This window comes from Escherichia sp. E4702, from assembly GCF_963883545.1.
Classification (GTDB): domain Bacteria; phylum Pseudomonadota; class Gammaproteobacteria; order Enterobacterales; family Enterobacteriaceae; genus Escherichia.
On record NZ_CAWORF010000039.1, the window covers coordinates 97,252 to 113,765 of the forward strand.

A 16,514-nucleotide genomic window follows, 5' to 3' on the forward strand; every position below is an offset into this window, starting at 1 on the left:
TGGGTATGCATAGCCACATTATCCTCTCAGCGGAAAATCATTATTAAGCGCAGAGATTAACTCTTTCAGAAAATCACATTGGTTGCAGTTGCGTTTTGTTTTCGACGCTGCGTAATAGACAGCGTCTGACGCCGCAAATTCATAACCGGCTAACGTGCGTTTTTCTTCCATTAACTGTACAGCACGGCAGGATGCATAATATTCGCTATTTTTAGTGGTATCAGATACTGTAGCGTTAACGTCTATGACGAATCTGTATCCTTTGCCGTAAACGGTTTCAATAAAGATATTTTCTTTGTTCTGACCAAGAGCATTACGAATACGATAAATGCTTCTGGTCAGGGACTCGTCACTCACCGCAGAAGACCAGACATCATTAATAATTTTATGTTTACTGACTACACGTTTTGCATTCGCTAATAAAACCTTAAGCACGCCAGCTTCTTTAGGCGGCAGATAGACTTCCTCCGCTCCGCAACACAAAAAACCATCATCTGTAAAAGAGAAATCACCAAACTGAAAAGTGGTATGACGTTCTTGTGTATTAATCATATTCACCATAGCTCCCTTATGTGAATCATTATGGTAGGGACATCATCCCCACTGTTAGCACTGTTCTACGCTTTCACAACCGGGCTGAAATAGTGATCGATAATTCTTTGTGTTCCGGTTAGTGAACGTTGTCACACCTCACTTGCATCACTAAACTTTATGACAGAATTATCCAATTTTGATGTGATATTATTTTAAATCGCCAGATTAAGATGTAATTGATTGTTTTAAAACGATTATTTGTTTTTCATGTAGCAGGATATTGCAATTTAAGATGTGAATTATGGATTCAAAGAGATACGGCAGTCTGCAGTCTGGCCTCGCTACAGCAAATGATGAAATACATGAGAGGAAAAAGAAGAGACTGTAACACGGTTACGGTTTAGTATTAACCGGAATGTTGATTTTATACTGACAAACTTATTGAAAGAAATGACCGCATAAGCGGCCACTCAAAATAGAACGATTAATATTAACGACATAAAACATCAGTTGGCGAAGGCACACTAGCTGTTCGTATAAATGTGGATTCTGCATATTTTCCGTTAATTTTATTAACAAATGAATACTTACCGGAACCAGTTGGGTAACCATAAGCACCATCGAGCGTATTAACCTCATAGAAAATCCCTGCCCAAAGGGCCCCTTCATGTAACCCATTATAATCCCAATTTAAAAAAGCATTTCTTGCCAGGCCGTCGTGAGAACCTGCTGCTATTGCTGCTGCTGAAGATTTACAGACATTTTCAATACCGCCATAGGGTGATACATTTACATTAGAAAATTTAATATAACTCACAAAATGAAATGATTGAGACGTTTGTACAATACCCGTCATGGTATCAGTAAATTTCATTAAACCTTCCATACCGACACCGGGTTTATTAGTAACCTGAATTTCCGTATTTGTTGCATCTAATATGATTTTTTGTTCGCCTACGGGAGTTACTCCTTCAACTTTCCAGCGATGACTATCCAGTTTTTTCCCATTTGCGCTTGCAAAACCCACGGTACTGTTAATCGGCAAATAAGCACCATGTGCAATAAGCCCGCTCCAGTCTCTTGCTGTATTATTCACTTTATCGTACAGGTCGACTATCGGTGTAACCTTGACTTTTATCCTGGGTAAGACCTCAACATTATTCACGGTTATCACAGATTCTGCGTCTTTATCCTCCGCAGCATCAACGACTTTATCCGGGTGTACAATAACGGTCGTTTGACCGCTACTGTCTGTGGTCCCCGGCACTGTTTTTGCAGAATATCCCGGCTGAATATCAATAATCGCACCACTGACAGGTTCGCCGAGGCTATTGATCAACGTCACGCTGCATTTAATATCTGTATCGGCCAGCCCAACACAATCTGGCAATGATGACTTTGTACTGCTGATTACGCTGTAGGTATCAACAGACGCGGAGGCAACCTCATCGCCCTCAAAGGGAATGGTATTATTACTGTCTGTCCGCGCTATGACTTGCGCGCGTAGTACGTGGCCTTTATTTGTTGAAAAAGGTGTGTATTGAGTCGTAGTCTGTCCTGGAATATCCTCCCACTGCCCGGGGGTCGTTTCCACCTGCCACTGATACGTCGTTCCTGACGGTGAATTATCTTCAGTATCCCCATCGGGATCGCTGAATTTGGGATCCAACGTTAATGTATCCCCCAAGGTAAGCACAGGTGTAGACACGGGTTTATGTCCAGTAATAATCGCCAGTGTTTGCGCTTGTACTGTTGCCGCATAAACGGATATTGAGGTTGTCAGGGCAACCGCGGCAAGCACCGACAGTGCCAATATTTGCCGTGTATTAATAATCATCGATAATCTTTTCATTGCACTACATCAACGTAGAAAAGGTGTATGAACATTACTGTCCACATCTCTTGTAGCAGAGTAGTTTCGGATAATCCCAGGTGATTACTTAACTTCTCTTGATACTTTACAAAGCCAGGTCAGGCACAAAATAAGTTATCGTATTGTACAACAGGTGAGAATAAAGCTAATTCTGCGATATGAGCACATAAAGAAATGCTACTCCCTGTTTAGGGATTATCAATAACAGCAAATTCGTTTAATTGCCCTGGCGTAAGAAACCATTCGTTTTACGACAGAAACAATAGAAGTTGAAGAATAAAAAGGAGATAATAACAAATCTAACAACCAGGATATTTATCAAGCCAATGAAAATTATGTTGATAAAACAACTCATTATAAAAAGGATATATCAGCATTCCTGGATTGATTGCCAGAAGAAAACATAAAACACAACCTACAAATATATTAACTTCAGACATAAAAGCTAAAAATGTACCACATGAAGCATTATCGCAATTATGTCTGTTCCATCGCGAGAAAGCGTATGATATGCAAACCAGACATTTTGACGAACAAAATGTGATGTAGCTCTATTTCATAGCAGGTCTTTTAAAGTGAATGTCTATGTCTGAAATTTCATCTATATTTATTAAAATGTGCTTATCGTCGTTGCTCCTGATAGTCACTCTGGTCTGGACTCTCGTTTCGGCTCCGGCATGAAACGAGACGATTTGCTGAATCTCTTTCATCATATTCTCTAGTGCTTCATGATCGTTCATAGCATCACCTCACAGATTACATAGGTTGTTTAATAAAATATCGGCCCAAAGAAGATTTAGATAAGCCAGAAAGTGCTGACATATCCAAAACGTGTTGGCGTTAATCCATAGGTTAGCTTTCCCTGTCGCACAGGATAAATGGTGATATAGCAGGTGATTTAATAGGATTTTAACCAAACATTCTGTTATCAGAGAATATTCGCTTTTTGGTCATCGTTATAAAAAACCCTTGCGAGCATTATTTTTCTTCTCTCTAAAAAAAATAACACATCATATTATCTCCTCCTTCAACTGAATCTGCACGCGCATACTGATTTATAACTCCCGGATGAATCTTTAAGTTATACAACACCCAAAATACACCACTGTACTAATTACAGAACTAACGTCCCTTTAACAAAAAGTTACATCAATGCAAGAATAACCTTCTATTCATAGCATTTATTCAGGATTTAACTTAATGAGTTTCGCCTATAAAATAATAAATATATCTATTCTATTATCCCTAATCCCCAAACCAAAATCATTTATTAACTTAAAACGACTGACCTCGAGAATATGTACAACACCAACAAAATTATAAACCCCAGTTTTGTTATTAAAAGTCTAACGGTCGTGCTCACCTCGATTTGCCAGGTCATGTTTCCGGCGATTGCCGGAGACGATATCGCTTCGCTCGCAGATCAAAAAAGCACGCCTTACGAGACACAACGAGACAGTTCTCGAGTGGATTCAGACGCTGAAAATAGTGATGAAAAACAACAAGAAAATGCTGAACTAACTCAGTTAGCCGCTTTCGCTTCTCAGACTGGAGATTTGCTTTCTGGCCATACCAATAGCGACATGGCAAAAGCGATGGCCAAAGGCTTTGTACTGGGTAAGGCAAATCAAAGCGCCGCTGAATGGCTGCAACATTACGGAACAGCACAAATAGAAATCAACGCCGACGATAACTTATTGCTAAAAGACTCTTCTTTTATATTGCTTCATCCGTGGTACGACGTACCTAACAATCTGCTGTTTTCTCAAAGCGGCGTCCACCGTGTGGACGGACGCGGTATTGTGAATCAGGGCATTGGTTATCGCCACTTCAACCAGCAAACGATGTATGGCCTCAATACCTTTATCGATTACGATTTATCTGGTGATCATGCCCGGGCGGGGATTGGCGCCGAATACTGGCGTAATTTTGTTAAATTTTCTGCCAATGGCTACATCGGGCTAACCGGATGGAAAGCATCCCCGGATGTTGAAGATTATGAAGAGCGGCCTGCCAATGGTTGGGATTTACGTCTGGAAGGATATCTTCCCGCTCTCCCGCAACTGGGTACCAGGCTAACGTATGAGCAGTATTTCGGTCGGGAAGTCGCGCTGTTTGGCAAAGAAAACCGGCAGAAAAACCCCCGAGCTCTGACTGTCGGCGTGAATTTCACACCATTTCCGTTGCTGACATTAAGCGCGGAGCATCGCACTGGCGAGAGTGGGAAACATGACACTCAGCTAAAAGCGGATGTGAACTGGCGCATTGGCACCCCGCTTCGCCAGCAATTAAATACCGATGCGGTAGAAGGCATCCGTACTCTGAATGGCAGTCGCTATGATCTTGTTAATCGTAATAACGACATCGTTCTTGAGTATCGGAAACAGAACGTTATCAAATTACATATCCCTGAACGAGTAACAGGAAAATCAAAACAGGTCATTCCATTATTACTTGAGGTGAAGGCGAAACATGGTTTGCAAGATGTTGAATGGGATGACGCCTCATTTTTAGCCGCTGGCGGTAAGTTGGTCGGTCAGGGAATCCACTGGCAGATGGTGTTGCCGGAATGGAAAGATGACGAAATCAATGCCTGGGGAATCTCTGCGATTGCACATGATACCCGTGGTAATGCATCGCAACCCACCGAAATGCAGGTGGTTCTGACACCACCGATAATAAGTAAGAAATATTCCAACCTTAGCATCGCCGTTTCGCATCTGCTGGCAGATACAAAAACACAAACCACGTTGACAATTACTCTACTTGATGATGAGAAAAAACCGATAAGCGGTAAAGTAGATCAGATAGTCCTCAATGGTGCATTTACACCAATCAACTCGCTGGTAGACAGTATGACTTTGGCGAAAGGAACCGCCACATTAAAGCCTCAGGCTCCGGTTTTGCCGCAACTGGGAAAACTCACAGAGTCTGGTAATGGCATTTACACAACAACGGTAACTGCCGGTGAAAGCGCAGGAAAATTTACTATTACTGCGAGTCTGGAAGATACAACGCTGGCCTCCGCTGACATCATTTTTACGGATACATCAGCCGCACTTGAGCAAAGTACGCTTACTGCTGATAAGACAACGTTTTCTGTCGGAGGCACTGACAAGTCGACTCTGACCCTTACCTTGCAAGACAGCAAGGGCCAGCCAATTAGCAACGAAAAAGAACGCATAACATTCTTTATTGCTGACAGTACTGTAGATACATCGAAATATTCCTTCGATACCGTTCAGGAAAGCAGCCCTGGACATTACACCACAACATTTAGTGGTCTTTTGGAAAACCCGAAGTTACCTGTTGGGGTCAACATTAATGGCAAGGATACAGGCAAACGCCTTATCTTTAACCTTATAGCGGCTCCTGTCGCAACGGTTACTGGTGCGCCTGTAGTGGGAAATACGCTGTCAATAACAATGCCTTGTAGTACGGACTGCAACTCGTTGACTTACCAATGGCAGAGAGAGGATCAGGTAGGTAGTAATCATTATGTCGATATATCTGGTGCCACGACGATGACATATATTCCTTCCGCCGCAGATCAAAAACGAAAAGTACGGGTACAAATTAGCAAATGACTTACTCCTGAATCAGAAAGTCGTTACCCCATATCTTTATTGGGTGTTTGTTATTAAATGATAAGACAAGAGAATATGAAACTAAGCTTGAAAAAAAAGACTGCCGCCAGCATTACAATGGGCTTTTTACTCAGTATGAGTGTTAATGCCGTCGCAGCAATAATCACCTCTTCCGCAACAGTACCCATTACAGGTCATGAGCCAACCCTGACTGCAGGTGATATTACTTTTGAGGATAAAAATGCAAATGGTATTCTTGACCACGGCGATGTCGTAAAAATCGATCCCGCTCATGACTTTGCATTTGCCGATGTTGATGGAGATAAACCCGATACAACGACGCCTCGGCTCTATAGCTGGAAGATTGGCTCTACGGAAGTGGCAACAACTGAAACTTATACCATTCAGGAAAATGATTTAGGCCAGACGATAACGCTCTTTGTTACTCCACAAACTGACAAAAATATTACTGAACCATTCCAGGGAAAACCTGTTCAGGCTATGGGAAACGGAACCGCAGGTGGTCTGCAAATTTCTGGAAGTGACGACGTTAATAGCGTTGCGATAAGCGGTGGTACCGGAGCTTCTGGCGCGCCAGTCGTTAATGACACTCTGACAGCAACACCAACCTGTACAAAAGCGTGCGGCGTATTGAACTACCAGTGGCAGGAAGAGGACCCAGTTAATAGCGGTAAATATATTGATATAGCAGGGGCAACAAACAGTACCTGGAAAGTAACTAAAGAGACTCAGAAACGAAAAGTTCAGGTAGTTGTATCTAATCCTTAATTCCCTTGTAAAGCCAGAAAACCACCATACCACTCGGTATTGGTGGTTTTCTGACAAACTTAGGCTATTTCCCTATGGAGTGTAAAATAATAATGAATAGACTGCCTTATGATTCATCATAACTGTTATTTTGCTACATTTATCGCTTGTACTGTACACGCTGAATTACCACATTTATCCCAGTGTGGATGCACAACATAAGCACACCCTGCCAATGAGGATAATATGCCACCAATGATTAATAATTTATACTTTGACATATTAATACCAAAACACTATTGCAATAAAATATAAATATGGGTACCAGCATTATTACTGGTATCCATTTTGGACTTACATTACTGTATCGATATAAAGAATTAGCGTAGAAGACACAGTTTTAATACTCCCCTCAGTCTCATACCAGATAATTAAATTGCTACTGACTTGGCCTAAAGGATCACTGTTGCAATTACAAAGATCTTCATACATAACCTCAACCCGTAGGTAACCTAGCGTAACATCTGCTGGCGTAATTTCGTAGGAATGAAGTAACCGACCAGGTAAATTTGAATAAACATAATTATCATCATCGTAATACGATAACTCAATTTTAGAATTAATAACATCTCCCGCAGTAAGGTTTCCAGTAACCGGGATCCGATAGTACATATGCTCGCCAGGCAGGCCGTTGCCAATACGATGCTTATTAATTATCCTTCCTGATACCATTTCCGTGCCACTAACATCAATAAAGGTTGGTGATTTTAACGTCCCTTTTTTCGGCGGCGTCACTGGAGTTGCCTGCGTGACAATAAGTCTTTTATGTTCAGAAATCCCTACGTTGCCGCTACGTTCAGCAACAATGTATGAAATCCTGTTTTTGGCTTTATTTACGTTATCCTGCACCATTAACTCTGTAGTATCAAATTCAAAGGGATAAATCGTTTTCTGCGGTTGTGAAGGAACCTCGTAACGTCCCAAAAAGGCTTGAGTACCCATAACTTGTGTTCCCATAAGGTCAACATAAGTTGGATCGTTAAATACAAGAACAGTATCATTTATAAAGCCGCCATAATTTGGCTCAGATTCCGCATCCTCCAGAGATTTGAAATGCATATTCACTGTCTGTTGACCTTCTTCGAGAACATCGCCCTCAGTATTTTCAAAGTACATAGAATACCCCATATACTCTGGTGCAATACCTTCAATAAACAGCCCATTAGAGTCAGAAGTATCAGTATCTGATGAACCAGAACTGACGGTTATCACCAGGAAACCAGCATCTTTAGCACAGGGGTAAATACGGAACTTTGCTACACCAGTTTTCGATACAGGATCATTTTCAAGATTAATGACAAAGCCATCAATATTACTCGTAGTTAAATGATTAACATAATTATATTGCATATCAGGATATAATTTAGCGCCCCCCTGATTAGTATCAGACATCATAAAAAACACGTCCTCGCATACCGCCTGGAGCATATTCGCAGGTCGCAAATACAGTTGGATATCCTGGTGATTTTCATCACCAGGATATTTCGTCAAATTACGTTTAAATGTTACCGTACCAGTAAGATAGGTGACGCCAGACAGATTTGAATAACTATCATTAAGAGTTTCCGGGGCATTCAAATCAATAACCTGAGAGTTATCGAAAGAGATGGTAACCTCATCATCGAAATCAGTATTTGACTCCAACACATAATATTGGCAGTTACATGTTACTGGCGTAGCTGCTCCCAGGGCTTGTACAGTCAATGTCAAGTCGATCGCTTTATCGCCCGGAGCAACCTTGTTAGTTACCTTGAACGAATACTTGTACATATACACTTTATTGCCATCAGTATCCGTAAATTCCCCCTCACCTTGTAGTTCTGGAGAAATATTTTTGCTCGTCACATCCATTTTTATTGCGTTAGGATCCATGGCAATTTCCGCATTCTGGTATTTATAATAAAATTCCAGATAAACAGTCTGCCCTCGCACTATCCCTTTCTGGGAAGGGAAGCTGCATGTTAATGCCCCTGGAGTGAGGGCGTTAACATGAGAACTCACCGGATGAACATCTCTGAGATGTTGTTCAGATTTAAACTTCTCTACAGCTTTAATTTTACGCATATTTAACATGACATCACCTTTAACTTTATTAATTACATTGTTATATCAATAAATACTTCACGCAGATAAGAGTATTCCTGTTTATTCTGGCAGAAGTATTCCACTCTCAGCGTGCTCTGATCCACGCCCTGCGGCGGCATATCACAGCCCGCCAGATCATCTGCGGAAATAATATCCGTCAGATAGCCCCGGTTGATATCAGCCTCTGTCACTGTGTAGAGCTGATTTAATTTCAACGGCGGATTACTGTTTTCCATTTCCTGCGTCTGTTTATTCCACGTGTGCAGATATGCTGTGGCCATTATCTGGTCGCCCGCCACCAGGTGTTTTTGCCCGCCAGATAACGGAATGCGGTATTCCAGCCCCTGATAACCGATTTCATTGCGCCCGAGCAGGACGTCATCTTCATCAATCACCGCGCCGTCTTTACAGACAAATTCCGGCGCCCGGTACGTCCGCTTCACCCCTTCCGGCACGGCAGGCTGATCCTGCGGAATATCGAACCTGATGTCCTGCAGACGGAGATAATTCACCCCCTTGTGCAGATAAGCGTTTTCAACAAGACAGGCGTGGATGTAATAGGTCTTTCCGGCCTCAAAATTAGATTCGGTAAAATACAGGGCGATATCGGGCGCGCCACCATCGGCTTTAAGCGGGATCTGCGTTTTTTCCAGTAACATCAACGGGGTGTAGTGGTTCTTTTTCTGTATCTCTTTTCCGGCAAACAGATAGACTGCGCCACCCAGCAGATCGTGCGCCTTCACCGCCTCCCAGTTAGAAAGCAGCGGAAATGTTGCCAGAGCATAACTGTCGTCACCGGGGCGCGCCTGAGGGTTCTGTCCTTCCGTCACGCTGACAGCAGGAACACTCGCGGTTTCCCAGGCACTGTTGATAAAAAAGTTCGCGGTGTTAATCATCGTCCCTACACCGTAAATCCCGGCGCTGAACGCGGTAAGCAGCGTGCGGTTTTCCCGGGGCTGCACATTAATGACAGCGCTCCCCAGGTCGTCCAGCATGACGTAAAAATAATCACCACTGATTCTGTCCACCACACAGGGGACAAATTCACTGAACGACTCGTCGCTGATGATGGCGTCTTCGGTAATGCGGGTCACGAGGGGATAAAAACAGGCCTGGGTGTTTCTCAGTCCCGGTACGGTCAGCCGCCAGGTCATGGTGGGACGTGAGGATAACGGTCGCGTACTGTCATTACTGTAATCAATTAACGCGGGTATATCGGCGGCAAAAGTGACGTCAACATCGATATCGGCATCCCAGGCCACATTCCAAGTCACGGTTTCAGAGGCAACCGGAACTCCTGTATTATCAAGGCAGCAGGAAACCGTCCACGACAACCGATCACCTTTCTTCAGGCTGTCATCCACAGTCAGTAAGCAGCCGCCATATAAGGTATTCCCGTCCTGCCACCAGGAAATATCAGGAGGATAAAATGCCCCCCGGTTTAATTTAAATGGACATTCCGTTCCGGAAAAAACTTCACCGGTTTTCAGTGCATACTGGAAAGTGGCATAAACCGTCTGCCCCGGAAAAATATTGCTGTTGTTTTCAGGACTGACGATGATTACGGGTTTGAACTGCGAATTAGCTTCGCGACAACGCAACGGGGAGGATAGCCAACCTGATCTATTAACACCGTAAGCCCACACGGCTCTATTATTAATCTCTTTCTCAGTAAATGGTATTTGAGCTAGATTATTTTTATCTATTGAAACCCCGACGAGATCAGATTCCATAGGCAGGTAAACCGCATCCTCACGAAAACCAAAATACACTTGTTTTCGTGACGGAGGCTGCGCAAAATCAAAAACTGATGGATAATAGATTACTGTATCAGTAATATCTCTGTAGTCACCTGTAGAATTAGTAACCACTGGATATGATTCCAACATCCCCATATGTAACTGGTCAAATTTGTTATTAATATTAATAACAGCTCGAACATCAACATCATTAACAAGAAAAATTAATTCAACGACTGCGTAAATAAGCGGCCCACCGGCATCCTTTTTGAATTGGCCTGCCCCCTTTTCTATCAGAGAGGGGAGTAACCCAGCGAGATATTCACCATTGCTATCAAGGTTTACATCAGTCCAGGCACTAACTATTGGATTATCTCTCTTTAAATCCCCTGAGTAACACATTACGGGTTCATAATCTTTATAATCACTGGTAGTAGGAAATGCAATGGTGTTGACATTCACTGTAATTCGTTTCCCAGAGACAGGATTACCATATCTGTCACTTACCTTCAAAATATAATAAATATGATATTTTTCAAAGTCCCCCAGGTATTCCCAGCTACTATTCCGGATGTAAACATCTCCATCGTAATTACCTTTACGCATGCTTAATGTGACTGTTAACCCATCATACGTAGTTTTTTTTTTCATATACTGTTGAAGTCATATCAAAACCTTGAACATTTACTCTCTGATTAGATTCAATAAGGCTAATAAAAATCAAAACAAATAAAAAATCATAAAACAGTCATAATTAACAGCAATAATTATTACAGACTATCATTTAAATTAATTATCAAAATATAATAAAAATCACATCCATATAAACTGGTTAGACATAGAGCTGAAAAGGGGGATGTGTCTTGGATTGAAACAATGGATGTATAATGATATAAAATATAGTATCAGCCGTGCTATGCATAATGCTATGCATTTAATCTTGAAAATGGTGGTGATATAAAATTAACTAAAGCCTAATAATAATATATCCCCACATATGCTTTAGCAGTAATATCTCTGGGATTTCCGCTGTTATCCTTGATTTTCCATCGCGTAGTGTAGTTTTTTGTATTCTCAGTCTGTCCCTTTTTAAACCACATAACATCACTCATAGTAAAACCGGTTTGCGGGTCATCGCCGGGATCAGCAACACCACCAGGATAAGAATCATATTCACCCAGTAACGAACAATCAGTAGAACAATTGAATTGACTAAATCGCACAGAATAGCCCAGTACAGCTTCCTTCGTACTGGTGGCTGCCCCAGAACAACTAACCCCAATATTAATGCTCACCTGTTTCGACTCACTATTTGGTTTTATAATCCCCATATCAGTGGTGTCTGGAGGAGTAATAAGATAACAGAAAACAGAACCAGTCTCTGCTGGTACGGTCTTATAATTGATTGCGACATAACCAGGCAATTCCCATACATCTGGCTGGTTTTTAAAATTACTGAATAATCCAGCAATGTATAACCCGGGTTTTAACATTAGGCTGGAATTATTAAAAGATATCTGACATACAGCTTGCCCAGCCCCCACATTAAACAGATATCCCGAAGAGTATAGAGCGCTCACATCCTGTTCTGCAGGGGGGGACGTAGTGTTAATCACTGTTCCCAATGGTGAAGATTGCACATTCTGGGATCCATTACAGTTCACAGAAACAGCACCAGGAGCAGACCACCCCAGAGTCAGGGCAAATATTCGATTATTTTGTGTGTGGTAACTACAGAGAACACCAAGTTCAGCAGGAGAAGTAGCACCTTGGGTATGACTTATACCAGTAATTTCGCATTGTGCCTGACTTCCATCAGAGACAGATTTTGCTAAGAATGATGATGCATGGGAACAAGAACAGACTATAAGGAACAGCAGAAGCATAAATCTGAACATAAGTTTATCTCGAGGAAAGAGGGTGTTGATGACAAGTCAGGGTTAATTCATCTAAATAACGCCCGGAATCATGCGGGAGCTTGAAAGAGGTACTGCACTGTTTATTTATTTCATTACCCCATATAACCTTTAAGTCTCCTTCATCAGTTAATCCGGATAAGTAAACTTCACCATTTTCGCCGACAATCCCCGCATTCCCTTTATTATGATCCGTCGCTAAACTTACCATCGCACCAAACGGAACAACACCTCGCTGATAATGCAACGTTATAATGGCCTGCCTTCCGGTGCGTACGGGATATTCTGCAACAACAACAGCCCCTTTTGTCGGTACAACTCGTCTTCCGGTTTCCGTTAACATAACATGGCTATCAAGACCATCAGGATCGAGATTAATCGCGTTATAACGATAATTTGTGAGTGAGGGAACCACGGCATAACCTCGCCAATCGGTATTTTCGTGAGTATTAACGATATGAACCCCGGAAGCGCCGGGGGCGCGGATCAGAGCAATACTTTCCCCTAAGACAGGTGCAAGCGTCACTCCCCAGGGATGGATGACAACGCCGCCAGTAGCACTGGCGCTCGCCGTCTTCTGATGATGACTCCAGTCATAGGCAAATTGCGCATTACCCGTACTTCCGTCATATCCCATGTTTAACATTGTCATCGCATACTGGCCTTGTGACGATGACTGTCCAAACTCATAATTCCAGTTGTCATTTAACATTCCGGAAAGGCTGGCCATTTGACTGAAATCCCCACGAGAGTCGCGAATTGCCTGGTAACTGAGATCACCATAACGGGAATTTGAATTGGATGAGAAGGTATCAAGCGGTACTGAAAGATTAAAAGAAACCTCACAATTCTTTTTCTGCCCTGGCATGGTGAGCTGATTTTTATTAACGGAAACGTTAATCGACATAGAAACTGCACTAACAGACAATCCATATCCAAAACTAAAACGGTTATCAGTTTCGCTTGAATTCCAGTAATCCTCATGAATTGCGCTAAGATTCATATTTCCCCAGTGACCAAAATTTTGTCGCAAAATAATTTGTTGTGAATTTCGGTGACGTCTACTGTTTCTGTATAATGCACCTAAAACCGGGCGACCCATTAAAGAGCTCATAACAGGTAAAGTCTGACTATCCATAAAGGATATATAACCACGAGACGCATAACGAAAATCATAGATATCAATCGTTGTACCCGTAGTAAGAAGATTTTTTGAGTACTTAAGTCGCCATGCATTACCCGATATCGTAGAACTCTGAGGCTGGCTTGCATGCGACCAGGTATTATCAATCGATACAGCACCCAACTCTCCCAGTGAAACGCCAGCACCTGCCGTCATGGCTATATATTTTCGAGAAAGCAAAAAGCCGCCATAGCCAGTGGTGTTTGCAGGTAAACCATAAATAAGAGTTCCCTGGCCAAATGTAGGTTGAACATCCTTATGATAAGAGTTAAATATTGCCTTCCCTATCTCAAACTCATATTCAGCATGGCCATTTCGCTGCATGATGGGGAGTCCGGTATAGGGCTGGACCCACTGCTGAGTATTACCATTCGCTTCTCTGACAATTACCGTCAACTCACCGCTATTCATTGTCTGTGGAATATCTGTTAAGCGGAAATCTCCAGCGGCAACGGATGTCTGATAGATGAGATTATGATTCTGATAGATACTAACCTGCGCACGCGAGCTGGCAATACCAGAAATAACAGGAGCAAAACCACGTAGATTGTCAGGTTTCATGCCATCACTGGATTTCAACTTAAGACCTGTAAAATTAATACTGTCCAGTATGTCATTTTGTGTCCATGTTTCACCCAGAGTAAGTTCACTCTTTATTTTTTTTAGATCTCTCGCAATATATCGGTTAGAGAATATCGGTGAATTTGCCTGTTGCGACCATGTAATGGAACTGCGTAACCGCCATGGCCCCCAGTTTGCACCGCCTTGCGATGAAAGAAAAAGTGAACGCATTCTTGCATGTCTGTTGGATAAATCAGCATCACTTTGCATACCACTGAACATATAATTAAACATCAGAGCGGGTATGCCGTCATCCCATTTGTCGACTGCAGGAAGCTGAGAAGATACGGATGGTTTCATTACTATTTGTGGAATCTCAACATTAAGTTTTAGTTTCTGCTGTTCAAAACGAATCGTTGCGCCGGGAATAACACGTGACAAATCATCAACATATTCACCGTTTTTTAAACCTGCAAGGGCATCGTTACTATTAGTATTAACTCCCCAACGGCTAAGTTGTTCGCGGTTTAACTGTGCGGTCAGTTTTCCTCCGTGAGGAGATACTTTAAACTTAACCATTTCTGAGGATATCCATACAGTATTAACAATAACATCAACAAGATATGTTCCTTCAGCAAGTGATGATTCCTTTTCAAACTGACTAAGATCTATTTTTTCTGTGCTTCCCTGCTGGTCGGTCATCAGCAGGTCAGGATCGAAATAATCTTCAGCATGGCTCGATTTCTGGAAAAGAAAAGGCCCAACAATCATTAATATTAATGATAATCTGAGAAGGTTTATTTCGACTCTGAATAAGAGCTGATCAATAATTTTCTTATGATTCATGATTAGATGAAGAATAATGTGATATCTAATGCAGCGTGAAATTGACCATTTCCTGAATCACCATCAAGAGGAATACAAATACCTGTGAATAGTTTTGCCTTACTATTATTCAATGAGTGGAGTTCACCTGAAGGCGCAGGCTTTACAGGCCAGGGAAGTAAATTTGCAGTAAGATTATTATAATTAATTACATTAGCCTGACTGCAATGTGCAATGTTGGGTACCGTTAATTGATCGGTAAAATTAAAAACAGCGGATAGCTTAACATTTTTCGAATCTGCTGCACGGAAAGTATAATCGGTATCGGCCTCCTGCCCACTAAAACCAACCATCACATTCTTTCCCGCATCAATAAGGCCTGTGCAGTTATTCAACGTTAGTTCAAGAATCTCAAGTGGATAAACATTATTAGGACCTACAGCAGTCAGTATCGATTTGTTTATCGACGTTTCAACCTCCGTTTTATCCAAAGAGATATCGCATGTTGTGGCTTCAACAACTGCATGAAAATTTAAATATGCGTATTCCTGCAAAGGAGTAGATGCCAGAGTTGCCTGCGAAAAAACAGAGACAACAAACAACAGAATGCCACAAAATTTTCTTATCAAAACATTCATACCATGACTCGCTAAAAATCCATTTGATATAAATCAGATGGCACACCAGAATCATCACGAAAACGCCATGAAACCTGATGCATACCTGATGAGCAATGTTGAACAGAAGTATTTATTCCCAATTTGCCATAAGGTGGTACGGGTCTAATAAGTATTGACTTTTTGATCTTAAACTTATCAATAAATAGCTGTGTCACTTCTCTGTAATAACCTGAGCGATTGAAAATATTCAACTCACCATTATTGCAAGAGAAGTAAATTTCTTTTCCATTAATTGGTTCAAGCATCGGGCGCCAGTAGACCCTGATGTTATAGGCAGTGACTAAATGTAATTTAACTGAGTTGTACACTTTAATTTCAGATGGTATTAACCTTAGCGTCAAATAGTATAAACTCTCTCTATCTGATGGTAAGAGCGTTGCGCGTGATGGCACGACAAGTAAAGACAAAAAAATATTATCACCGGCACGTAGTTCGTGAAGTGGAGGCGAAACCATAAAGGGTGTGACTTGATTATCATTAACTGCCATCCCCGTTTTAGGATCGTAATTTTGAATTACTGCCTGTAATAAATAATGTTCGGCAGTATTGTTAACCATCCTGAGAACAACTTTATTTAAATGTGAAGAGAAGACCAGTTTTGTTTTATTAATGAAAATACCCTGCGAACCCTCATCACACAGCCCTTTGTTTGTTATTACTATTAACAGAAACATAACTATCTGGCGCAAAAAGGGCATAGATA

Annotated in this window: 10 protein-coding genes; 2 read left to right on the plus strand and 8 right to left on the minus strand. The window is 41.8% G+C overall.

What is annotated here, in order from left to right; translation table 11 throughout:
- Nucleotides 1–18 precede the first annotated feature (18 nt).
- Both AACU94_RS23720 and AACU94_RS23725 read right to left on the minus strand, forming a co-directional pair.
- Nucleotides 19–552 carry a winged helix-turn-helix domain-containing protein gene (locus tag AACU94_RS23720; RefSeq protein WP_135488357.1) on the minus strand — a complete coding sequence of 178 codons (534 nt, stop codon included), beginning with the start codon at nucleotides 550–552 and terminating at the stop codon, nucleotides 19–21.
- Between the two features lie 472 nt (nucleotides 553–1,024).
- Entirely contained in the window at nucleotides 1,025–2,371 is a 1,347-nt protein-coding gene (locus tag AACU94_RS23725; protein WP_135488358.1) for a hypothetical protein, read from the minus strand.
- A 1,334-nt stretch (nucleotides 2,372–3,705) separates the two neighbouring features.
- On the opposite strand from AACU94_RS23725, the gene AACU94_RS23730 reads away from it, so the two are divergent.
- A complete protein-coding gene (locus AACU94_RS23730; protein ID WP_135488359.1) occupies nucleotides 3,706–5,994 on the plus strand; it encodes an inverse autotransporter beta domain-containing protein in 2,289 nt (762 codons plus the stop codon).
- A gap of 75 nt (nucleotides 5,995–6,069) precedes the next feature.
- Nucleotides 6,070–6,783 (plus strand): ZirU family protein, encoded by a 714-nt coding sequence (locus AACU94_RS23735; protein ID WP_135488360.1) that lies wholly within the window; start codon nucleotides 6,070–6,072, stop codon nucleotides 6,781–6,783.
- Nucleotides 6,784–7,116: 333 nt separating this feature from the next.
- On the opposite strand, the gene AACU94_RS23740 is transcribed toward AACU94_RS23735, so the two are convergent.
- From AACU94_RS23740 to AACU94_RS23765, 6 genes are all read right to left on the minus strand, one after another.
- The gene (locus AACU94_RS23740) at nucleotides 7,117–8,895 is read right to left on the minus strand and encodes a hypothetical protein (protein WP_135488361.1); all 1,779 of its coding nucleotides are present in this window, start codon (nucleotides 8,893–8,895) and stop codon (nucleotides 7,117–7,119) included.
- 23 nt (nucleotides 8,896–8,918) lie between these two features.
- On the minus strand, nucleotides 8,919–11,297 hold the full coding sequence (locus AACU94_RS23745; RefSeq protein ID WP_135488362.1) for a hypothetical protein: 2,379 nt from the start codon (nucleotides 11,295–11,297) through the stop codon (nucleotides 8,919–8,921).
- A 323-nt stretch (nucleotides 11,298–11,620) separates the two neighbouring features.
- On the minus strand, nucleotides 11,621–12,544 hold the full coding sequence (locus AACU94_RS23750; RefSeq protein WP_135488363.1) for a hypothetical protein: 924 nt from the start codon (nucleotides 12,542–12,544) through the stop codon (nucleotides 11,621–11,623).
- 4 nt (nucleotides 12,545–12,548) lie between these two features.
- Nucleotides 12,549–15,152 (minus strand): fimbria/pilus outer membrane usher protein, encoded by a 2,604-nt coding sequence (locus tag AACU94_RS23755; protein ID WP_135488364.1) that lies wholly within the window; start codon nucleotides 15,150–15,152, stop codon nucleotides 12,549–12,551.
- 2 nt (nucleotides 15,153–15,154) lie between these two features.
- Complete coding sequence (locus AACU94_RS23760) at nucleotides 15,155–15,769, minus strand: hypothetical protein (RefSeq protein WP_135488365.1); 615 nt, start codon at nucleotides 15,767–15,769, stop codon at nucleotides 15,155–15,157.
- A gap of 11 nt (nucleotides 15,770–15,780) precedes the next feature.
- Complete coding sequence (locus AACU94_RS23765; RefSeq protein ID WP_135488366.1) at nucleotides 15,781–16,509, minus strand: fimbrial biogenesis chaperone; 729 nt, start codon at nucleotides 16,507–16,509, stop codon at nucleotides 15,781–15,783.
- Nucleotides 16,510–16,514: the final 5 nt, after the last annotated feature.